Here is a 22146-nt window from a genome sequence, read left to right as displayed (position 1 = left end):
CCGACCGCGGCGTCCAATACTGCTGCAACGAGTACACCGGCCTGCTCAAGAGCCTCGGCATGAGGATAAGCATGACGCAGACGGGCGACCCGCTGCACAACGCACTGGCCGAGAGAGTGAACAACACCGTGAAGAACGGCTGGCTCTTCGAGACACAGGACAAGACTTTCCGGCAGGTAGAGGAACTCCTCGCCAGGGCCGTCAAAGTCTATAACACCGTGCGTCCGCACCAGAGTCTGGACATGCGCACGCCCTTGGAAGAGATGCAGCGGCTCCTTTTCCTGGCCGCATTACAGCCACAGAGGCTCCCGGGGGCTGCGAGCCCCCGGCCGCAAGGCCGCCCCCCCGTGTTTTTCATCAATTCAACGTTCCACTTAAAATAAGGAGGTCAAAGAGTCCGCAGAAAACAGAAAATGATTAAAAAAGCTATGCTTCAGGAACTTTCGACACTTGTCGCACGATCGTTTGACACTTGTCACATCATCGTGCGACAAGTGTCGAAAGTTCCATGTTGGGATATTCTGCACCTGAATTTCTGCTTATAGTGGGACGGCAGAGTCATTTTGGAGCAACGAATTAACAGCAAAATCGGAAAGGGAGCTGCCGAACGGAGTAGCTATCGGTTTAATCCGTTCTGCCTGCTACAACCATTTTGCGATATTTGTACCTAAAATTTAGCTAAAGAACCATGACCTTTCAAGAATAAGGACTACCTTTGTGGGCACAATGTTGAAAACAAAACACTGGTTCTTATGGAAGAAATAAAAATCAAAAACCTGATTATCGGATTTGGCAAGGCAGGCAAAACCTTGGCTGCCGACTTGGCTAAACACGGCGAAAGCGTAATCTTGGCCGAAGAGAGTAACTTAATGTATGGCGGCACTTGTATAAACATTGGCTGCATACCCTCCAAGAAACTCATCGCCGAGGGCGAACAACGCCAATATCAGTCAGACAAAACCGAGGCGTTCGGAGCGGCAATGGAGAGTAAAACCAAACTGGTTGAAGCCCTGCGCAATGCCAATTATCATAAAGTGGCTGATGCACCTGACGTTGAGGTTATGAATGCTCAAGCCTCGTTTGTTGATGCACACACAGTGATGCTGAAGAGCAGAGACAAAGAAACACTGGTGACGGCAGAACGCATTTTCATTAATACCGGCACCACAGCCAACCGCCTGAACATCGAAGGAGCTGACGGTCCGCGTATCTATTACAGCACAGAAATGCTTTCGCTTGCCCGGTGCCCGGAGCGTCTCGTCATCGTAGGCGGCGGTTATATATCGCTGGAATTTGCCTGTATGTACCAGGCATTTGGCAGTAAAGTCACGATTTTGGAGGCTGGCGATATATTCCTTGCCCGAGAAGATCGCGATATTGCCGACGAAATGCTGTGCACGCTCAACGCCAAAGGCATCGACGTGGTGACCAAGGCTCGTACAGAACGCTTTGTACACCATGCCGCCGGCACTACTGTAGTAACTTCACAGGGCCGCTTCGAAGCCGATGCAGTGCTTGTAGGTATAGGGCGCCATCCCAACACTCAGGCACTGCAACTGGATAAAGCCGGCATTCAAGTAGACGAACGCGGGTACATCGTCACCGATGATTATCTGAAGGCAGCTCCCAACATCTGGGCTATGGGCGACGTGGCGGGCAGTCCGCAGTTTACCTACATATCGCTTGATGACTATCGCATCGTAGCCGACCAATTCTTTGGAGACGGCAGTCGCACACGTAACAACCGCGGAGCCGTGGCTACAAGTGTGTTTACTACCCCACCCCTTTCGCACATCGGAATGACCGAGCAGCAGGCCGCAGCCAGCGGGTACCCGTTTATCACGAAGCGACTGCCGGCCAATACCATTCCAAAAGCCAAAGTGCTGGGCTTGACAGACGGACTGTTGAAAGCCGTCATTAACCCCGAAACCGACGAAGTTCTGGGCGTGACACTGTTTTGCGCAGAGTCGCACGAGCTGATAAACCTGTTCAAGATTGTCATCGACAACCATATTCCTGCCTCTTATGTTCGCACTATGATTTTCACACATCCCACTATGGCTGAAGGTTTAAATGACCTGTTCGCATAAGGCGAGCACATTAGAGCATGCGCCCTTGGCCATAAGATGGTTGCAAACGCAGACTATATCAAATAGCCAACAAGCTGAAATGGTTTATGATATTGGCTGTATGCTTGACTGAAAAAAGCGAAGATTAGTAATCAATGCTAATCTTCGCTTTCTGAATCCAGTGGAGCTGGTGGGATTCGAACCCACGTCCAAACAGGGAAACTATACGCTTTCTACACGTTTATTTCAGACTTCATTTTCGTGTTATGGCAAGACCTGAACCACCAACCATAACCTTATTCTCTAAAATTTCACCCATGTAGCGAGACCTATACGAGCTATTTCCGATTTATCTGCACCGCTGAACCCTTAGATTCGGAACAACATCCTTGGAGCGATGTCTCGTCCTGTCACCTTGTGACGGGATAAAGCCAGTAATCTACTATGCTTCGATTAGGCAGCGAGAGCGTAATTGTTTTCGCCAATTAATTTTTTGCCTACTCGGATTAAGGAGCGAACAGACAAGTCTCCGCGTGCTTACGTACCATTTCATCCCGCTGTCAAATCCAGTCAACCCCATAGTTAGTAAGGCCTGAAACTGAAGTCCTCAACATGAATGAGCAGAAGTTGCACCAAATTTAACGATGTTAACTACATGAGATACATTGTGGTCAGCCTTCTGCTAATACGTTGCAAATATAGCTATTTATTTTCATATACAGCTCATTTTCACTGTTTTTTATATTTTTCCGTTCGCTGAAGTCTAAGAAAGAGGCATGTCAGCTGGCCTGCCTAACCAAAAGACAACATTTCAAGCCGGTTGCGTAATTGCTCTATCTGGCTTTTCCGAATGGCCATTGTGATGGAACATGTATTGTCAAACTCTTGAGAGACGATACGGACATCCATCTCCTTAACCAGGTGCATAACGTCGTTCATCATTGCGTAATTAAAAGTATAAGTCAGCGTCTCTTCTACAATCCGCGTCTCTATATCAGCGTGCGCGATAGCATCGGCCGCTGCTGCGCGATAGGCAACTATCAGTCCGCTTGTTCCCAGGTTTACGCCGCCATAATACCTGACTACTACTATGAGTATATCGGTAAGGTTACGGCTTTGTATTTGGCCAAAGATGGGTTTGCCGGCAGTAGAGGACGGTTCGCCGTCATCGTTCATGCGAAATTCCTCTTGCTGTGGTCCAAACATATAGGCATAACAGCAATGCCGGGCGTCATAATACTTCTTGCGGTAGCGAGACAAGATTTCCTTTACCTCCTCAACCGTTGTTACATGATGCGCAAAGGCGAGGAATTTACTCCGTTTATCGGTGTAATATCCCTCGCCTATTGTTAGTTCAGATATGGTTTGATATGAATCTTCGTTTGCATTCATGAGATTATTCCTGTCAGCTTATCTATACAAAGGTAGCAAAAATAATGGTAATACAACCGAGATACGGCCTAAAAGATTATTCGAGTTTATGGATAACGAGTCCAGACCGCAACTTGGGTTCAAACCATGTGGCTTTGGGGGGCATAATCTTGCCACTGTCTGCTATATCCATTATCTGTTTCATGGATACGGGATAGAGGGCTAAGGCCATGCGCATCTCGCCACTGTTGACCCTGCGCTTCAACTCATCAAGACCGCGCAGACCTCCAACGAAGTCAATGCGCTTGTCGGACCGCAAGTCCTTGATGCCCAGGAGTTCGTCAAGAATTAAGCGCGAAGAGATGTCGACATCCAGAACTCCGATAGGATCCTGGTCATTATAAGTTCCTGGTTTTGCCGTAAGGCTATACCAAAGACCATCAACATAGAGGCTGAACTCATGAAGTTTAGCAGGCTTATAGTTGCCGGCTCCCATACATGTAACGCTGAAATTCTTCTCCAGAGCATGGATGAATTCTGCCGTAGTCATGCCATTCAAATCCTTAACTACACGATTATAATCCAAGATAGTTAACTGTGAGGCTTGGAAGCATACAGCCATGAAGTAGTTATACTCCTCCTGGCCCGTATGATTTGGATTTAGTTTTGCTTTTTCGGCACCAACGAGTGCTGCAGCAGCAGACCGGTGGTGACCGTCAGCTATGTACAACGATGGCATTTTGGCAAATTCGGCAGTGATGGCAGAGATATCTTCGGCATTGGAAACAATCCAGAACTGATGGCGAAATCCGTCTACTGGAGCCACGAAATCATATTCCGGCACAGTTGCAGCATAGCGCATGATAAGCTCATTAAGCAGCACATTATCGGGATAAGCAAAGAAAACGGGTTCCACATTCGCATTGCATGCGCGTACATGCTTCATGCGGTCCTCCTCCTTATCTCTGCGTGTGAGTTCATGTTTTTTGATTACACCGCTTAAATAATCGTTAACCCATGCGCCAACAACCAGACCGTACTGTGTCTTGCCATTCATGGTCTGGGCATAGATGTAGTAGTTCTCTTCGTCGTCCTGAACCAGCCATCCTTTGTCTTGGAACATCTGAAAATGCTCTGCGGCACTCTGATAAACACGAGGATCGTATTCAGAAGTGCCTGGTTCAAAGTTAATTTCCGGTTTGATAATGTGATAAAGACTCTGTTCATTGTCACCAGCTTCAGCTCTTGCTTCATCAGAATCGAGAACATCATACGGACGTGACTCCACTTTTTCAACTAAATCTTTGGGTGGGCGAAGTCCTTTAAAAGGTTTAATAGTTGCCATAGATATTAGGATTAATCAAAATAACGATGGATTCCATCACCACGGGACACATGTCCTTATGCTGACGGAAGCCATCGTATGGTGGATTACTTGTTTACTTGGAATTTAGTACAGCCTTCTTTGAAGAAAGCATTAATCTGTTGGGCAGCAGCTATACCAGCATTGGTATTGGCTTCTGCTGTCTGTGCTCCCATTTTCTTGGGAGTAGAGAAATAACGTCCTTCAAACTTGCAGAACTCTGCATCTGCATCAGGTTTAATGTCAGTTATGTACTTTAAGTCTTCACGCTCGGCCATCAAACGCAATAAATCAGGCTCATTGATAATCTCTTTACGGGCTGTATTGATTAGGATGCCACCTTTACCAAGCTGATTGACAACCTGATAATTGATGCTCTGCTTGGTTTCGGGTGTAGCCGGAATATGTAGCGAAACAATGTCACACTGCTTGAAGAGTTCATCTCGACTGGTTAGTGCATGCACACCAGCAGCTTCTATAACATCTGCGGGGCAATATTCATCGTATGCGAAAGTCTCCATGCCAAATCCTTTGGCTATTCTGGCTACATTTCGACCAACATTACCGAAAGCAAGAATACCCAGCTTTTTGCCTTTCAATTCTGAACCGGCCTTACCGTTGTAGAAATTGCGTACCGTGTAGACCAACAAGCCGAATACCAACTCGGCAACCGCATTGGAATTCTGCCCGGGCGTGTTTTCAACAACGACATTCTGTTTCTTTGCTTCTTCACAATCAACGTTATCGTAGCCAGCACCTGCACGTACAACAATTTTCAACTGCTTGGCTGCATGAAGAACTTCGGCAGTAATCTTATCAGAACGGACTATCATTGCGTCAGCATTCGCGACTGCAGCAAGCAATGCTTGTGAGTCGGTGTATTTCTCAAGCAGGACAACTTCATGTCCGCCTTCTTCCAACTCTTTTCTTATACCTTCTACTGCGGCAGCGGCAAAAGGTTTCTCTGTTGCAATTAATACTTTCATATCCTCTTGAACTTTGAAATCCTAAATTAGTACTTTGCTTCAAAATCTTTCATTGCAGTGACAAGAGCTTGAACACCCTCAACGGTCTGGGCGTTGTAGCAGCTGGCACGGAAACCTCCTACCGAACGATGCCCCTTTATACCAATCATGCCGCGTTCAGTAGCAAAGTCGAAGAAAGTCTTTTCCAACTCCTTATATTCATCATTCATCACAAAACAGATATTCATTAAAGAGCGATCTTCCTCATTTACCGTACCGTGGAAGAGTTTGTTTCTGTCGATTTCGTTATAAAGAATATCGGCACGTTCATGCGCACGTCTATCCATTTCCTTAACACCGCCTTGTGCCTTCACCCAACGCATCGTCTCAAGCAGACTGTAAATAGGAACTACGGGAGGAGTATTGAACATACTGCCCTTGTCAATGTGGGTGCGATAGTCAATCATTGTAGGAAGGTTTCGCTGAACCTTACCTAACACCTCGTCCTTGACAATAATACAAGTTACACCAGCCATTGCCATATTCTTCTGTGCACCTGCGTATATAGCATTATATTTGCTTACATCAACAGGCCGACTCATGATATCAGAACTCATGTCAGCTATCAATGGAACCGGAGAATCAAGTTCCTTGCGAATTTCCGTACCGTAGATTGTATTATTTGTGGTTATGTGGAAATAGTCTGCATCAGCAGGAACAGTATAGTCTTTGGGGACAAAGGTATAATTGGCATCGGCAGAAGAAGCTACCTCAATTACTTCGCCAAAGAACTTTGCTTCCTTCATTGCTTTCTTTGCCCATGTGCCTGTGTTGAGATAAGCCGCTTTCTTTACCAGAAAGTTGGCTGGTATCTGCATAAACTGTAAAGAAGCACCGCCACCCAAGAAGATGACTGAGTAACCATTTGGAATGTCAAGGAGTTCCTTGATGAGAGCTACACTTTCATCCATAACAGGCTGAAAATCCTTTGCACGATGGCTGATTTCCATTAACGAAAGTCCGGAACCATTAAAGTCAAGAATTTGTTTGGCTGTGTTTTCAATCACTTCCTTTGGAAGAATTGATGGACCTGCATTAAAATTATACTTCTTCATATCGACAATGATTTTAAAGTTAATATTAGATATTGCAAACTTACATTATTTATTTGAAACGCACAAATATTTAGATGTAATTTACCTCACTTCTTCAAAAACCGTATGAATTCCCTTGATTTTCTCACCTTTTGTCAGTTTTAATACTTGGTGAAGTTTCTTTCTTGCGACAGCAACATAGGTATATCTGTCTTTTACATCAATCTGCCCTATCTCGTCGTTCGACAAATCTCCTTTTTTACACAAGAAGCCAACGATGTCCCCTTTGGAAATTTTGTCCTTTTTGCCTTTTCCAATATAGATTGTTGCCATCCTGGGGTGAGCAGGTTCAGGTAATTCTCGTGGAAGCTCGTAATCTTCTGGTCCTATTTCAATATATTCAGGTAAATGTTCGGATGGCCCCAATATGAAGAAAGCCCTTCCCTTTGCATCCCATCTAGCAGTCCTGCCCACTCGGTGAACATAGCTGTCCTCATTTTCCGGAAGATGGTAGTGGATGATATTGTCAATATTGGGAATGTCGAGCCCACGAGATGCAAGGTCGGTGCTGACAAAGATGTTTGCAGATGAGTTGGAGAACTTGTATAACGCATCTTCACGTGCTTTCTGTTCCATGCCACCGTGAAAAGAACAGATGGCAAATCCCTTTTTTCTTAAAAACTCAGCAGTCCTTTCCACGCTGTCCCGATAGTTTAGAAAGACGATGCTGCTTTGGTCGCCAAGATGGCGTAAGAGCTGCTCTAATGTTGTGAGCTTATCTTTTTCGGGACTCAGCACCTTATATATATTGACCCTACCAGAAACTTGTTCTTTTTCCGACAAATAATCAATGATTTCAACCTGAGACATAGATTTCCGATTCATATAAGCCGGTATTTCTTCTGCATCGGTAGCAGAAAGAAGTACCCTGTGCCTAACACCTTTCAGTTTTCCTATTATAGATGACATCTCTTCTTGAAATCCCATTTCAAGACATTTATCAAACTCATCTATCACAAGCCATTTTACAGAGTTGGCATCTATATTTCCCTTTTCCAAATGGTCCTTCAGTCTTCCCGGTGTAGCAAAGATTATTTGAGGATTTACCTGCCGAAGAATGCGATGCTCTGACATGGTGCTGCGACCTCCATAGCAGCTGCATGCTCTTAAGCCACACTTCATTTCAGAAAGAACAGTTGCCGACTGTAATGCCAATTCTCTACCAGGGACTATTATTACCGCCTGAAGAGAGTCGTCTCTTTCATCAAGCAACTGAACCTGTGGCAGAAGGTAAGCCAGTGTTTTGCCAGTTCCTGTAGGCGACAGTATTACTACATCTTTGTCACTATGCAATATAGAGTTTACAGAAGCCTTCTGCATATCATTTAACTCCTGAAAACCTAAGTTCTCTAATATTTCTTTCTCTGTTTTCATTTTCTCTCTTCGCGTATCAATTTATCAATCTCATCGAATTCTTTGCCCATATTCAAATTCAGATAAATGGTATAGAGCGGTAAGCTCCATTTATCTTTCCTATCAGGTAACAGTTCGCGATATTTCTGTAGATAAGGCAGTGCTTTTTTATAAAAGTCAAGGATATGTTGCCGCCGTTTGTTGGAAACTTTATTTGCTTTATCAAGCTCTATTGCTTGATTAAAGTATCCAAGACCTGCATTAAAATAAGCTTCCGCAAGTGAATCGTTCTCTGCAATGAGTTGGTCACAAATATCAATACATTCTTGATATTTCCCGGTGTTCAGATACACATTACTTGTTGCAAATCTGTACACTACGTCTGTGCTGTCAATGTGCATCGCCGTTTCGCATACTCTCATGGCATCTTCCCACATACTATTGTCAGCGTAATACTCTACTAAGCGCGGGAAGAAAAAAGGAAACTTGGGGTATTTCTCAAAGCCCTCATGTAGTGTTTCTATATAACGTAGTGTGTCATTTTCAAGTTTGTAGGTTTCAGCTAGGTACTGCAACATAAGATTGTAATGGGCAGTATCTTTTAAAGCCAAATAAGTATGGTGTAACGTAGCTTTGGGATCTTTTAGCTTGTAACCGCAATACACGGACCAATAAGCAGCAACGGGCAGCGTTTTGTCTGTCTCTGCATAATTGTAAGCCTTGAACAAAGGTTGTGTAGCACTATTTATATATATATCAAAAAACTTATATGCCTCTTCATATTGTTGTTTCTTGATAAAGAATGCCCCGCCGTTATAAAGGTTTGGCCGGTAAGTATTCAGAAACTCTGCATTCTTTTCGCGATAAGACAACTTCACACGGCCACGGGCATCAGGTTGCATATCCAAAGAATCCAAACTTCCAAGTATCTCAAACATTTTATAGGCCGACCTGAAAAAAGCGGCCGTATCATAAGATTGCTTCAGATACAGCTTCTCGTTCCCTTGCTCATACTGTTTTCTTACTGCTTCAAATAGAGTAACCCAAATTTTGTCATTAGTCTTGTTAGCAGAATCCTTCAGCAAGTTTGTCATCATTTCCTCGGCCTGCTGCAGATTTTTCCCTTTCTTGATAAAATCTCTCGCTTGCGAGATTTCCTTCTTCTGAGCACAGAGTGTGCATGTTGACATAATTACAATCAAAAATAAACATATTATCCTTCTCATCCCAACCATTCATTTTTTAATTCATTAATGCTTTTATACTTTTTGCCTCTTTTCTTCTTCCGACTGCATACAAGGCCTGATATAAAGGAGAAGCCCATGCAACTATACGCTGCTGCGGATCTTTCTGTCGCGTCTTTTCCAAATAGGCAATAGCTTGGTTGAACAATGATAGTATTGTTTCCGATTCGTCTTTGGAGAATTTATCTTTGTGAAGTGAAATGTTGTTTTTTAATTCAATTGCCTTTGAACTAAAGCATATACCTATATTATAAATGGCAGGGACAATTGAAGAATCCAATTTGGCCACCTGCTGGTACGAAGCAATGGCAGCATCCCAGTCTTTCTGCTGCATGTCGGTTTCACCCTTCAATGCCCACGCTATCGTGTTCTGCCTGTCTTTTTGTACTTCGTCTTTAGCAAATTGCCTTAATTCTTTTTCATGACCAGATTGAGTGAAATAATCAACCAGCATAGAAAAGTAGTTGGAATTCTCGGGAGCTTTATCGTGAAGCTCCAAAAGCGCCATTACATATTTGGCCGAATCCTCACGGGAATACATACGGTTCTTCATGCAATTTATTTTTATTTCTGCTGCATCTTTCGCATAATTCGTATCCGTCAGTGCTATATCGGCATAGCGTTCTGCTTTCTTAAAATCCTTTATTCCATAAGCAAGTAAACTGGCATAATAAGAAATCAAGCCATCTTGTTTCGGAAGTTTAACGAATAAAGGATTTGTCGATGTATCAACGTAAAGCTCGTATGCTTCCAAAGCCTTTTGATTGAGCCGTTGTGTCATATAATAGTTAGCAGCCGACAGCAGCAGCTCTCTCACCGGAGCTACTCGCTCTGAATTCTTCTCCCGATATTTAGGATGCGTCCTGCCTTTTATATCCGGACGTCCGTCAAAGTTCTCGCATTGAATTGCTGTTTTTACAATTCGCTTAACACTTTCGTAGTAATAAGTGGAATCTGATACAGCAGACAATTTAGATATCAAAACATCCAACTGATGATTTTCAGCTTTGGCCTGTGCCCGATAGTCTACATCCTGGCTCCACGCCGTGATGCCACTCATAGACAATAAAAACATCAGAAGGATATTAATTTTCATGATAATAAAGAATATAGAGTTAGAGAGCTCATGATTTTAGCTCTCTAACTCGGTTGTGTTTGTGAATTACTTAGAGTACTGCTCTACGGCCTTGGTCTTTGGGTCGTCAGCACCATAAGCGCCATAATACGACTGATAGAGATAGTATCCCCATCTGGCTTGCGACTCGTTAGGGTCAAGCTCTTTAGCTTTCTCCAGATACTTAATCGCCTCCTCGTATTTTGCTTTCTGCGAAGCCTTGTCGGGGGCATTGCCACCTTGGAAATTCAGGCACTGGCCCAGATAAGTCAGAACGGCAGGGTTCTTAGGATTGGCAGCAATTGCTTTCTTGAAACTCTCAACCGCAGCATCGGCATCATTGTTATTCATAGCCAAGATGCCTTTATCGGCATTTGCCATGAAGTCATTGGGATTCTTAGCAAGGCGATCATTTATCAACTTTGTTTGAGCATCCTTGTTTCCCTGATAAGCGGAAAACAGATTTTCGAAATAAACATCATTGGTCGGGTCGGCCTGATATAATCCTTCCAGCTTCTTGGCATAAGCCAATGTGTCTTCTTTGGTTTTCAGCTGGCTCTTCATTGATTCGAGTTTCAGTGTAAGGGCATCTTTGCCATAAGTAGAATCATTGAGGGCGAAATCCGAAAACATTTCTACATCCTCATACTGCTTTTTCTGCAATGCAAAGTAAGCAGCCAGGAATGCGATTTGAGCGCGGAAGCTCTCCTCCGACTTCTTGTCTACAGCAGCCAACAACGGGTCGTTCTCTGTCTTCAGGAATTTACTCCAATACTTCAGACAAGTTTCCGTGTCGTTTTTCTGGCGATAAACATCTCCGCCGTTTACCAGATGAATGCGGCAAGACTGCACACGATCCTTGTTTGCATCGAAGAACTTCGGTTTCACTTTACCTTTGTCGTTTGGTTTCTGGTCGTACTTGTTGCATTCTATACCATTCACTACGACATTGTAAGCAGCCTCGTAAAAACCCACTGTATCGTATGGCTCTACCTTTCCCTGTTTGAATTGTTCGGCCATCTGGTTCTGTGTAATTACAGCCTGTTCCTTGGTCACTTTCTCCATGGCAAGGTCAACCATCTTGTTATATGCCTTCGCTTTCTCCTCGTCGTTGGCAAGTTGTGAAAGACCACTCTTTAACAGGCTTTCTGCTTCAGAGTAAGTCTTTGCCTTTAAGATTGCCTTGAGAGCTTCACTGTCTCCGGCAAAAGCTGCAGATGTGCCGAGCAACATCAGAGCCGCAATCATTAACTTTTTCATATTCTTTTTAATTAAAAGGTTTATAATCAATTTTATATAAGATTCCACGAATGCTTACACACCCATAATTATATCTTTGCTTTGTTATGACGCACAAATCTTTCTTTTAGTTTAAATCTTCATGCGAAATTCGCAATTATTATCATACGTAAACATTCATAAAACCCTTTGGTTATTCATCAGTCGGTTCTGCTTCGTCGCTGAAGTCAACCAATAACTCATTTTCATCATCTGCGTCATCAGTTGCATCCATCTCTCCAACAGGGTTTGCAGAAGTATTGTCACTCTTTAGTTCCTCTGTCTTCTGTTCCCATTGTGTGCGGCTTTCTTCTTCAACGGTAGCTTCCAGTTCAGAGCTCATTACCTTGCAGACACTGGCAATCACATCGTTTTTCTTAGTCAGGTTTATCAGTCGTACGCCTTGCGTTGCACGTCCCATGACTCTTACATCGGCTACAGCCAGACGGATAACGATACCACTCTTGTTGATAATCATGAGGTCGTTGTCATCGGTCACGTTCTTGATGCTAACCAGTCTGCCGGTCTTATCAGTAATGCTCAAGGTCTTTACACCCTTGGTGCCACGATTGGTTACACGGTAATCTTCCACTTGAGAGCGTTTGCCGTAGCCGTTTTCGCTAACTACCATCACGCTTTCCTTTTCCGGGTCATTCACAACTACCATTCCCACAACGGCATCATCGCCACTATCCAGACGCATGCCACGTACACCGGTTGCCACACGACCCATTGTGCGGATGGCGTCTTCATTGAAGCGAACTGCGCGACCGTTGCGGTTGGCCATAATCAGCTCATTGTGGCCGTTGGTCAGGCGGACGTCTATTACCTCGTCGCCTTCCAGGATGTTGATGGCGATAACTCCGTTTGAGCGTGGACGCGAATAATGCGCCAGCGAAGTCTTCTTCACAACACCGTTCTTGGTTGCAAATACAACATAATGGCTGTTCACAAACTCTTCATCTTCCAGTCCACGTCCTCTTAAGCGCAAGAAAGCATTAACCGCATCATCGCTGTCAATGTTCAGCAGGTTCTGGATAGCACGACCCTTGCTGGTCTTGTCGCCCTCTGGTATATCGTAGCAGTGCAACCAGTAGCAACGTCCCTTCTTCGTAAAGATGAGCATGGTTTGGTGCATGGTTGCAGGATATATGTATTCCGTGAAATCCTTGTCGCGTGTGTGGGCACCTTTGCTCCCCACTCCGCCACGCGCCTGCTCGTGGAAGTCGGCCAGCGGCGTACGTTTGATGTAGCCCAGGTGGCTTACCGTGATTACAACGGGGTCGTTGGGATAGAAGTCCTCGGCGTTGAACTCATGCTCATCGGGTATAATCTCCGTGCGGCGGACATCGCCATACTTCTCTTTAACCTCAAGCAGTTCGTTCTTCATCACCTCCTTGCATTTTTCTGGATTATCGAGTATCTCCTGCAACTCCTTGATAGTCTGCATCAGCCCTTCGTACTCCTGGTGCAACTGGTCCATGCGCAGACCGGTGAGCTGACTCAGACGCATATCAACAATAGCCTTACTCTGCAACTCGTCCAGTTCAAAGCGGGTTTCCAGATTACGTTGAGCATCGACCGGGGTCTTGCTTGCGCGGATAATGTGAACAACCTCGTCTATGTTGTCGCAAGCAATGATTAACCCCTCGAGTATATGCGCACGTTCCTGTGCTTTCTTCAAGTCGAACTTGGTTCGGCGTATCGTGACATCGTGGCGGTGCTCCACAAAGTATTTCACGCATTCCTGCAAGCTCAGCAAGCGAGGTCTTCCTTTAACCAGAGCGATGCAATTAACTGAGAACGAGCTCTGTAGTGCTGTCATCTTGAACAGCTTGTTCAGTATAACATTGGCGTTGGCATCACGCTTAACGTCAACAACGATACGCATGCCTTGGCGTCCGGTCTCATCGTTCACGTTGGAAATTCCTTCCAGCTTGCCCTCCTTTACTAAGTCGGCTATATATTCGATAAGCTGCTGCTTGTTGACACCGTAAGGTATCTCCGTTACAACAATCTTGTCGTGCGTATCATCACTCTCAATCTCTGCCTTGGCTCTCATGACTATTCTGCCCCTACCGGTCTCGTAGGCTTCCTTCACTCCCTGCAAGCCATAGATGTAGGCACCTGTCGGGAAATCCGGAGCAGGGATGTAGTCCATGAGTTGCTCGGTAGTGATATCGGGCCTGTCAATGTAAGCGCAACAGCCATCAATCACTTCGCCCAGGTTGTGGGTCGGTATGTTGGTTGCCATACCAACGGCAATACCGTTTCCGCCGTTAACGAGCAGGTTAGGAATCTTGGTCGGCATGACGGATGGTTCAACCAGCGTATCATCGAAGTTGTTGGACATGTCGACCGTATCTTTCTCGAGATCGTCCATGATATGCTCTCCCATTCTCGACAAGCGGCACTCCGTGTAACGCATGGCAGCAGGCGAGTCGCCGTCTACGCTGCCGAAGTTACCCTGCCCGTCCACGAGTTTGTAACGCATGTTCCAGTCCTGACCCATGCGAACCAGAGCCCCGTAGACGGAAGAGTCGCCGTGAGGGTGATATTTTCCAAGCACCTCTCCAACAACGCGCGCGCATTTCTTATAGGGTTTGTCGCTTGTGTTTCCTATTCCGAGCATACCGTAAAGAATGCGGCGATGAACAGGTTTGAAACCGTCACGGACATCGGGAAGCGCACGAGCCACTATCACTGACATAGAATAGTCAATGTAGGATGACTTCATCTCCTCCTCAATGTTAATCTTCATGATTCGGTCCTGATCGATAGTTTGATTTTCGTCCATTTAAAATTATACCTTATTTATTTAGTTATGATATTCGTGATTTCACTGGAATTACAACCACATTCGACAACCTGATTTTCTGCAGCAAATCGCTTTAAAGCCACTTTTAAGGCTCTCTGAGCCGTTTTGGGTTCATTTTCCAAGTTCAAAGTTACGGTTATTTTTTGACATAAGAAAACTTTAAGGGCTAAAATACGCCAAATTTACATTAATTTGTGCTTTCATGAAACGAAAGATGCCAAATGAGTATATCGCTCCGTAATTCCATTCAGTGGGCTCGGATATTCATAAAACGGGAAACGCTCTTCTGTCCGTCCGTCTGTATATTGCCATATTGACTCGTAATCGGTTCTCTGTTCTCCCATTTCGGATAATTGGCAGAGATATTCCTCCACCGACTTGTTCTCCTTGATATAGATTACCGGCATCTGCTCTACCAACGGACTGTGCTTGCGAGTATGGTCATGGTCGAAAGCCAGAACGCGACAGCCGTCAGGCATGATGCCAACCAAGCCGAATGTCATGCTCTTGCCAATTCCCGGCAGGTTCAGTACATTGCGGTCAGAAGCCAGAAATGGTATTTGGCAGTCGGCCATTATACGGCGGATTGTACGTGACATGGGAACCGTGCTGTCTTCCAGCAGTCTTGCCATCTGTAACGAAGTCTCGGCATCAAGCTGCCCCAGAACCTTTTCCTCCTGCTGTTCCTGTATTGTCCGACTATTGGGGGCAAAGACTGCATGGTTTTCTTCAAAGCCCTTAACCGTGAACGTATAATAGCAAAGCACGCCCAGTTTGTTGAGTACCTGACGCAAACGGGCCGTATGTCCCCGGCGTGATACGGCTACATTAAACACCAGCTGATTGGTTACAGTCCATCCTGCCGACTGCAGTTTGCTAACTGCCAGACATGCCTCCGGAGTAACTTCGAGCGGAGTTTGGAAATGAGTTTGGATGAAAAACTGCGTAATACCAACCGTCACAGCTTTCTGCTTGAAATCATGCAGGATGCCTATTAGCTCGTCGTCTATGCGCATGGGGAGGTAGACGGGCAGGCGCGTTCCAAGTCTAACCCGTTGCAACTCCGCGAATTTTTCACCTTCAGCCCGGTGTTTGTTCTGCTCCCGCTTGCGTTTAGCCATTGTGTAAACGGCATCCAGAATATTACGCAGACTTCCGTTGCGGCTCATTAGGGCGTCGCCACCTGTTATGAGAATGTCACGCAGCTGTGTATCTTCCTCAAAGTACCTCATGAGCCGCCGCAGTTTACTGTCCCATCCTTCCTTTGGTTTCAGCGACTCCATGTCGAAGTTGAAGCGTCCGCTCTGGAAATCGTACATCCGCTGGCACGAGGCACACAGTCCTCCGCAAGCCCGCCCTATGGTGTCAGGTATCAGTATGGCTACATCCGGATAACGCCGGTGGATGTTATGCCCATCGGGCAGCAACCATCCCGCAGCATTGGGCTGGCCGGGCACCACGGCATCTTCCTTCTCCCAAGCCCGGATATGGCCAAAGGCGTCGACTAAATTGCGCGAATAGAACACATACGAACGCAGCGAGGCATCGTCGTATTCGCTGCCCGTCGTGTCAATCAGCGATAGGTAATAGGGCGTAACGAATACAGGGATACCTTTCCGTTGCGCTTCATGATAAACAGCCAGCAGCTCGTCCAGCATGTTTCCTCCCAGCATATAATTCAGTTCTCTCACGCTCCTGGCGGCCAGGCTAAGATGAAACCGGAAATCGTTCCACCACTCCTCGACCATGTGCTGTTTAGCTTCGGCCGAAAGTCCGAGAGGGAACACGTAGCGGTTCTTTTCCGAATGGCGCAATTCTACGCGCCTAATCAGCCGCTCGATGATGCGTTGGCGGTTGCGTATCCTCGCTTCCATTATCCGTTCATCAGTTCCCACTGGCCACCGCCGCATCCATTTAGTCACCTGTTGCTTATCGGGCTTGGGCATAGTTGGCACATAGAGCCGCTCGAACTGCTTGTACACGTCGATGAGGAAATTGGTGCTCAATCCGGCAGCCTCGCTGTGGTCATTGAGGAAATGCCACAGCAACGTGATGGTGCGCAAGGTTATCTCGCGGCCGGTTGAAGCCTCGGTAATCGTTTGCCCGTCAAATTCCACCAGTCGTTTGATGTTCGCTTTCCCCGGATTTGATGCCGAGCTGCCGGCCTGCTGCAATTCTTCAGCAAGGCGCAGCCTGAACTCCTGCACGCCGGCACACGTTGTTGCCAACCTGAATATGGGTTCCAGATTGGTTGCGAACTTGTTTCTGATGTCGCTTGATGCTATGTTTCGTTTTCCCTGTTTCATTGGTCCAAAGATTTGCAATATGAACTTGTCTTCTCTCATCCACCCAAATTCATGGTGTACAGTTGATTTGTCATGCTACCGATTATACACAAATATAGAAAAAAGAAGCAAAACCAACAACTATTTTTTGTTTTTATAGGTTTTCTTGTATCTTCTTATATCAACAAAAAAGCAGAACACGTAAGTGGCCGAAAGGGATGAAACCCGTAACTGCGGTAGTCCGGGAAGAAATCAACTCGCCTTGTGCTGTCAGGAAACTTCATCGGTTTTTAACACTTCCTCATGCCCTCTTCGGCATCTGAAACATGCTTCTGCGAACCTTCCTTTTGCCTGTTCCCGTTTGGTTCCATAGCTTTCGGCTTCCCGAAAGGGTGCTTCAAGCGTGTTGAACGATACCTTTTGGAGCGTAGAAGCATAACTCCGGGCGGCTTGAAGCTATCCTTCAGGAGCCCTTGAAGCATGTTTTTAGGAAACCAGAAACCAAGAAACATTTTCAAAGAGTTGATAGTCAGCATATTAGAAAATCATCAATTTGAGCGCTTTACATCCCAAATGGCAGCTAAAAGAAAACCGAAGCCGTTTGCGGCAAGGCAAAGATAAAGTTCTATACGCAGAATTAACACATTGCAACTGCATGCGGGCAGGGGTGAGCCGAGCAGTCTGTCGGCCGCTCAAAAAACCGGCAGAGTTTTTCCATAATCTAAATATAATGCTTATCTTTGCACAATAAACAATCACCGATACCTTAAAATTACATACGCAACGTGCACATAGCAATCGCAGGAAACATAGGCAGCGGCAAGACGACCCTCACCACGCTCCTGGCCAAACACTACGGCTGGACTCCGCGTTTTGAGGCTGTAGACTACAATCCGTACATGGAGGACTACTACAGAGATATCCCCCGATGGTCGTTCGCCATGGAGGTGTTCTTTCTCAAGGAAAGGTTCAAAGACCTCATTGCCCTCTCCCGCTCTTCCGAACACATCGTCCAGGACCGCTCCATATTCGAAGGTGTGTACGTGTTTGCCGCCAACAACAAGGAACTGGGGAACATGGACGACCGGGATTTTACAACTTACATGGAACTGTTCGAACAGATGATGACCATTGTCAAGCTGCCCGACCTGATGATATACTTACGTTCGTCGGTTGCCCATCTGGTAGCCAACATCCAGCTGAGAGGCCGGGAGTACGAACAGAAGATACCGCTCGAATATCTCGAAAACCTGAACAAGAGGTATGAGGACTTCATCAACAACAAATACAAGGGCCGGTTGCTGATGGTGGATGTAGACAACATCGACTTTCTGCATAATCCCAAGGACCTTGCAGGCATCATAGACCGGATAGACGCGCGCCTGTTCGGCCTCTTCTCCGACTCAAACGAACACACTGATATTTAATCGTAAAATCTTACAACAATGTATATAGCCATAGCCGGAAACATTGGTAGCAGCAAGACTACCCTCACCAAACTGCTTGCCAAGAGATATGGATGGACGCCGCACTTTGAGCCCGTTGACAACAATCCTTATCTGGCAGATTATTATGCCGACATGAACCGCTGGTCGTTCAATATCCAAATCTACTTTCTCAACAAGAGGTTCAAGGACATAGTCGAAATATCAAAAAGCAAGGAAACCGTGGTTCAGGACCGCACCATCTTCGAAGATGCCAGGATTTTCGCACCGAACCTGCACGCGATGGGCATGATGAGCGACAGGGATTTCAACAACTACACCGATTTGTTCGACCTCATGATGTCGCTCGTCAGGCTGCCCGACTTGATGATTTATATCCGGTCGGACATTCCGAACCTTGTTTCGCAGATACAGAAGCGTGGCAGAGACTATGAGCAAACTATCCGTATAGACTATTTGGAAGGTCTGAACAAGCTCTACGAAGACTGGATTAGCACCTACAAAGGGCAGCTAATCATCGTTGACGGAGACTCAACAAAATTTGAAAGCAACCCTGCCGACTTCCAGAAAGTTACCGATATGATTGATGCCAAGCTGTTCGGACTCTTCCCCATGAGCGACGAATAGCCGGAAGCTCCAGGCTCCCGGCTATCCCAATAATGTCCGGCAAAGTTCCTGCCGGCTTAAATAAGGCTGTAGAGTACGTATGCCCAGTGCGCCACCAGTGCAGCAACAATGCCTCCGATGGTGTGGCTCAAAATGGCTTTACTGGTCAGTTCGCGATAGCCCAGAGAGTCTAACATGGCCGTGTGGGTGCTCAGATAACCGCTCCAACACATGCCTATGGCTGTAAACACGGCCACCGCATTGCCGTCAATCCAGCCTTGCTGCACGAAACTGGGAATGATTCCCAAGGCTGCCCCAACTGCTCCCAAAGCCGTAATGGGGAAAGCAAGCTGGTGAGGATCGGTAAATCCGAAGAGCGGATCGAGCACCACGTCGCACAGATTGGCTATGGCGGGCAGCGCTTCTACGCCCTCATAGGCTGCGCCTGTATAGGTTCCACTAGCCGAAGGGCCAAAGGTGAGTATCATCACTAACGTTGAAATAATCAGCACTCCGGGTATAATGGCTATGCCGACATCTACCCCAGTCTTGCCGCCATCGAGCAGCGAGTTCAGCGTACGCAGGAAAACGGTTTTCTCTTCCTTGTGTTCCGGCTCCAACTCGGCTGTGGTCGGTTTGGGTGCAGCATCTTCTTCGGCATACTGCGGATAGGCTTTCAGCGTAAAATGCTGCATAAGGCGCGTAGAAGTAACGGCTCCGGCAATGGCACCAACCAGTCCAATGAAAGGCTCAATCGCATACCCCTTGCCTATCATGAAAATCATTACGATGAGTCCCATGCCGAAAGCAGTGCCGAAATTGGTAAGCGAAACGAACTGATACTTCTTGAAGTAGCTGCTAAATCGCTTGTCCTTGGAGAGTGTGATGATGGCCGGATTGTCAGAGAGAAATGTCATCACGGCTCCCAGCGAGGCCACTCCCGGCAGATGGAACAAGGGCCTCATCAACGGGCGAACTATCTTTTCCAACAAATCCACCACGCCAAACTCCACGAACAACTTGCCTATGGCGCCCGTTATCACACAAATGCCCATCAGAAAGAAACAGGTGTTGAGCAGCAAATCATGCGCTGTGTACATGATGGTGTTCAGCATCTGGCTGGCTCCCATCTTGTAACCTATCAACGAAAAGAGCCCTACCACGACAAGCAGGCACATGGCTCCCGAGCGGTACTTGGATTTCATAAGATTACATTTAAGATTGATAACGCTGCAAAAATAGCAAATAATTGAATAAGAAAAACATTTTATCAGAAAAAAATACGATATTTGCCGTAAATTAAAAACAAACGATGAACAGCCTCAAACATTTACTGCTGTTGCTGGCCTGCATAGCTTCTATTGGCATGCAAGCGCAACGCAATGAAATACTAAGTCCCAACATACGTTCCCTGCAGGTAACTTCGGGTGGCAACTGGCTCGACTTACCGGTGACCAATCTGCATGGCGGACAGCCCATACAGATAGCGTTCGACGACCTGACTCATGAATACCACCGGTTTGTTTACAAGGTTGAACACTGCGAAGCCGACTGGAACGTCTCCAAACAACTGTTCGAGAGTGACTACATTGAGGGCTTTGCCGACGGCAACACCATTGACGACATGCACGAATCGGTGAATACCAACACGCAGTACACGCACTATCACTTCCAGGTTCCCAACGACAGGTGCCGCCTGAAGATGAGCGGAAATTATCGCGTAACCGTTTACGACGGCAACGACGGCCACACTCTGCTCCGCGCCTGCTTCATGGTAGTGGAGCCCATGATGGGCATCGCCCTCCGTGCCATCTCCAATACCGACTTGGATATCAACGGCCGGCATCAGCAAATAGCCATGGAATTAAGCTATGGACCTTTCAACATAGCCAATCCGGAGAGGGAAATAAAGACGGTACTGATGCAAAACGGACGATGGTCGCAGGCCAAGATCAACGTCAAGCCGCAATACCAAACGGGCGACGGCATGAGATGGGAGCACTGCAGGGAATATGTCTTCAATGGCGGAAACGAATATCGGAAGTTCGAGATGCTGGACGACAGCCACGCTACTATGGGCTTGGAATCCGTCGACTGGGACGGACAGCAATACCATGCCTACGTGTGGACGGACGAGCCAAGGCCTTCGTACGTCTATGATGAGTCGGCAAACGGCAGCTTCCTGATACGCAACAGCGACGATACCGACGTAGATTTCAGCTCCGAGTACATCATAGTTCACTTCCGCCTGAAGGCTCCCCGCCAACCCGGAGACGTGTATGTCAACGGCGTTTGGACCCATGACAGGCTCACCCCCGAATACAGAATGACTTACAATGCTGTGGAGAACTGCTACGAAACCTCACTTCTGCTCAAGCAGGGCTATTACAGTTATCAATATGTCGTGGCAGGAGAAGACGGCAGCACGGCGCCTCTTGCATCCGAAGGAAACTTCTATCAGACAGAGAACGACTACCAGGCGCTGGTCTACTATCATGGCCCGGGAGACAGAACCGACAGGTTGGTGGGCTATGCTAAAATCAATACAGCCGGAAGATAAAGCCGCTGTAGGTGTCTGGTATTCCTTGATTGAGTGCAGAATTGACGGCTTCGGGAAGTTTCGACACCTGTCGCATAATAGTGTGACAAGTGTGGAATGATTGTGCGACAAGTGTCGAAAGTTCCCGAATGTGGTCTTTTGAACTGAAAAAAAGTGCTCTGTCCTGGATTTAGTTGACAGTTTTTATAGTTAAATGTTCTTTAGGTTGACAATAAATTTCTTATGTGGAAATATAGTTGTCAGGTTTTTCTGTTAAGTGCACTTTGGGTTGACAGCTGTCTTCCGGATGCAAAGTTAATCATTTTCTGTTTTCTGTGAGCTCTTTGACCTCCTTATTTTAAGTGAAACGTTGAATTGATGAAAAACACCGGGGGGCGGCCTTGCGGCCGGGGGCTCGCAGCCCCCGGGAGCCTCTGTGGCTGTCATGCGGCCAGGGAAAGGAGCCGCTGCATCTCTTCCAGGGGTGTGCGCATGCCCAGACTCTGGTGCGGACGCACGGTGTTATAGAGTTCGACGGCCCT

17 protein-coding genes and 1 other RNA gene are annotated in these 22146 nt (G+C 46.5%); 5 read left to right on the top strand and 13 right to left on the bottom strand.

The genetic code is table 11. The annotated features are described in order from the left end of the window. Positions 1-383 (top strand): integrase core domain-containing protein (locus BMW31_RS12745; protein ID WP_143049211.1); only part of this gene is annotated, 383 nt, incomplete at its 5' end. A 369-nt stretch (positions 384-752) separates the two neighbouring features. Beyond that, positions 753-2090 carry an FAD-dependent oxidoreductase gene (locus BMW31_RS12740; RefSeq protein ID WP_091826582.1) on the top strand — a complete coding sequence of 446 codons (1338 nt, stop codon included), beginning with the start codon at positions 753-755 and terminating at the stop codon, positions 2088-2090. Positions 2091-2248: 158 nt separating this feature from the next. Here BMW31_RS12740 and ssrA read toward each other — a convergent pair. The 11 genes from ssrA to BMW31_RS12685 form a co-directional block, all read right to left on the bottom strand. Next, positions 2249-2647: a transfer-messenger RNA gene (ssrA, locus tag BMW31_RS12735) on the bottom strand. Between the two features lie 214 nt (positions 2648-2861). After that, a complete protein-coding gene (locus tag BMW31_RS12730) occupies positions 2862-3461 on the bottom strand; it encodes an IMPACT family protein (protein WP_091826579.1) in 600 nt (199 codons plus the stop codon). Between the two features lie 76 nt (positions 3462-3537). Then, positions 3538-4785 (bottom strand): DUF1015 domain-containing protein, encoded by a 1248-nt coding sequence (locus BMW31_RS12725; protein ID WP_091826576.1) that lies wholly within the window; start codon positions 4783-4785, stop codon positions 3538-3540. Between the two features lie 86 nt (positions 4786-4871). After that, on the bottom strand, positions 4872-5789 hold the full coding sequence (locus tag BMW31_RS12720; RefSeq protein ID WP_091826574.1) for an NAD(P)-dependent oxidoreductase: 918 nt from the start codon (positions 5787-5789) through the stop codon (positions 4872-4874). Positions 5790-5815: 26 nt separating this feature from the next. Next, complete coding sequence (gene serC / locus BMW31_RS12715) at positions 5816-6883, bottom strand: 3-phosphoserine/phosphohydroxythreonine transaminase (protein WP_091826571.1); 1068 nt, start codon at positions 6881-6883, stop codon at positions 5816-5818. Between the two features lie 81 nt (positions 6884-6964). Then, positions 6965-8296, bottom strand: coding sequence for a DEAD/DEAH box helicase (locus tag BMW31_RS12710; RefSeq protein ID WP_091826568.1), 1332 nt, complete (start codon positions 8294-8296; stop codon positions 6965-6967). Continuing rightward, positions 8293-9501, bottom strand: coding sequence for a tetratricopeptide repeat protein (locus tag BMW31_RS12705; RefSeq protein WP_091826584.1), 1209 nt, complete (start codon positions 9499-9501; stop codon positions 8293-8295). Before BMW31_RS12705 ends, BMW31_RS12710 begins: the two co-directional genes overlap by 4 nt. Before the next feature lie 16 nt (positions 9502-9517). Further along, a complete protein-coding gene (locus BMW31_RS12700) occupies positions 9518-10615 on the bottom strand; it encodes a tetratricopeptide repeat protein (RefSeq protein WP_091826566.1) in 1098 nt (365 codons plus the stop codon). 66 nt (positions 10616-10681) lie between these two features. Next, positions 10682-11923 carry a tetratricopeptide repeat protein gene (locus tag BMW31_RS12695; RefSeq protein WP_255404968.1) on the bottom strand — a complete coding sequence of 414 codons (1242 nt, stop codon included), beginning with the start codon at positions 11921-11923 and terminating at the stop codon, positions 10682-10684. Between the two features lie 142 nt (positions 11924-12065). Beyond that, entirely contained in the window at positions 12066-14708 is a 2643-nt protein-coding gene (gyrA, locus tag BMW31_RS12690; protein ID WP_091826562.1) for a DNA gyrase subunit A, read from the bottom strand. A gap of 221 nt (positions 14709-14929) precedes the next feature. Then, positions 14930-17035 carry a KamA family radical SAM protein gene (locus BMW31_RS12685; protein WP_091826560.1) on the bottom strand — a complete coding sequence of 702 codons (2106 nt, stop codon included), beginning with the start codon at positions 17033-17035 and terminating at the stop codon, positions 14930-14932. Between the two features lie 764 nt (positions 17036-17799). Here BMW31_RS12685 and BMW31_RS12675 point away from each other — a divergent pair. Together BMW31_RS12675 and BMW31_RS12670 are read left to right on the top strand one after the other, a co-directional pair. Beyond that, on the top strand, positions 17800-18441 hold the full coding sequence (locus BMW31_RS12675) for a deoxynucleoside kinase (RefSeq protein ID WP_091826555.1): 642 nt from the start codon (positions 17800-17802) through the stop codon (positions 18439-18441). 18 nt (positions 18442-18459) lie between these two features. Continuing rightward, entirely contained in the window at positions 18460-19086 is a 627-nt protein-coding gene (locus BMW31_RS12670; RefSeq protein ID WP_091826552.1) for a deoxynucleoside kinase, read from the top strand. 56 nt (positions 19087-19142) lie between these two features. Here the strand turns inward: BMW31_RS12670 and BMW31_RS12665 are convergent, their stop codons facing one another. After that, entirely contained in the window at positions 19143-20270 is a 1128-nt protein-coding gene (locus tag BMW31_RS12665) for a nucleoside recognition domain-containing protein (RefSeq protein ID WP_091826549.1), read from the bottom strand. A 107-nt stretch (positions 20271-20377) separates the two neighbouring features. On the opposite strand from BMW31_RS12665, the gene BMW31_RS12660 reads away from it, so the two are divergent. Beyond that, positions 20378-21625 carry a type IX secretion system plug protein gene (locus BMW31_RS12660; RefSeq protein ID WP_091826547.1) on the top strand — a complete coding sequence of 416 codons (1248 nt, stop codon included), beginning with the start codon at positions 20378-20380 and terminating at the stop codon, positions 21623-21625. 422 nt (positions 21626-22047) lie between these two features. Here BMW31_RS12660 and BMW31_RS13700 read toward each other — a convergent pair. After that, positions 22048-22146, bottom strand: a 99-nt coding sequence (locus tag BMW31_RS13700; RefSeq protein WP_143049210.1) for an integrase core domain-containing protein, incomplete at its 5' end; no start/stop codon positions are given.

The sequence above is a fragment of the Prevotella sp. kh1p2 genome (genome assembly GCF_900111525.1).
Taxonomy (GTDB): Bacteria; Bacteroidota; Bacteroidia; order Bacteroidales; family Bacteroidaceae; genus Prevotella.
The sequence above is the reverse complement of the archived record's forward strand: the minus strand, read 5'-3'. Positions and strand labels throughout refer to the sequence as shown.

Coding starts and splice junctions, on each gene's coding strand:
- BMW31_RS12665 (WP_091826549.1), bottom strand. CDS start 20,270: ATGAAATCCAAGTACCGCTCGGGAGCCATGTGCCTGCTTGTCGTGGTA.
- BMW31_RS12705 (WP_091826584.1), bottom strand. CDS start 9,501: ATGAGAAGGATAATATGTTTATTTTTGATTGTAATTATGTCAACATGC.
- BMW31_RS12740 (WP_091826582.1), top strand. CDS start 753: ATGGAAGAAATAAAAATCAAAAACCTGATTATCGGATTTGGCAAGGCA.
- BMW31_RS12685 (WP_091826560.1), bottom strand. CDS start 17,035: ATGAAACAGGGAAAACGAAACATAGCATCAAGCGACATCAGAAACAAG.
- serC (WP_091826571.1), bottom strand. CDS start 6,883: ATGAAGAAGTATAATTTTAATGCAGGTCCATCAATTCTTCCAAAGGAA.
- BMW31_RS12725 (WP_091826576.1), bottom strand. CDS start 4,785: ATGGCAACTATTAAACCTTTTAAAGGACTTCGCCCACCCAAAGATTTA.
- gyrA (WP_091826562.1), bottom strand. CDS start 14,708: ATGGACGAAAATCAAACTATCGATCAGGACCGAATCATGAAGATTAAC.
- BMW31_RS12720 (WP_091826574.1), bottom strand. CDS start 5,789: ATGAAAGTATTAATTGCAACAGAGAAACCTTTTGCCGCTGCCGCAGTA.
- BMW31_RS12710 (WP_091826568.1), bottom strand. CDS start 8,296: ATGAAAACAGAGAAAGAAATATTAGAGAACTTAGGTTTTCAGGAGTTA.
- BMW31_RS12700 (WP_091826566.1), bottom strand. CDS start 10,615: ATGAAAATTAATATCCTTCTGATGTTTTTATTGTCTATGAGTGGCATC.
- BMW31_RS12660 (WP_091826547.1), top strand. CDS start 20,378: ATGAACAGCCTCAAACATTTACTGCTGTTGCTGGCCTGCATAGCTTCT.
- BMW31_RS12730 (WP_091826579.1), bottom strand. CDS start 3,461: ATGAATGCAAACGAAGATTCATATCAAACCATATCTGAACTAACAATA.
- BMW31_RS12670 (WP_091826552.1), top strand. CDS start 18,460: ATGTATATAGCCATAGCCGGAAACATTGGTAGCAGCAAGACTACCCTC.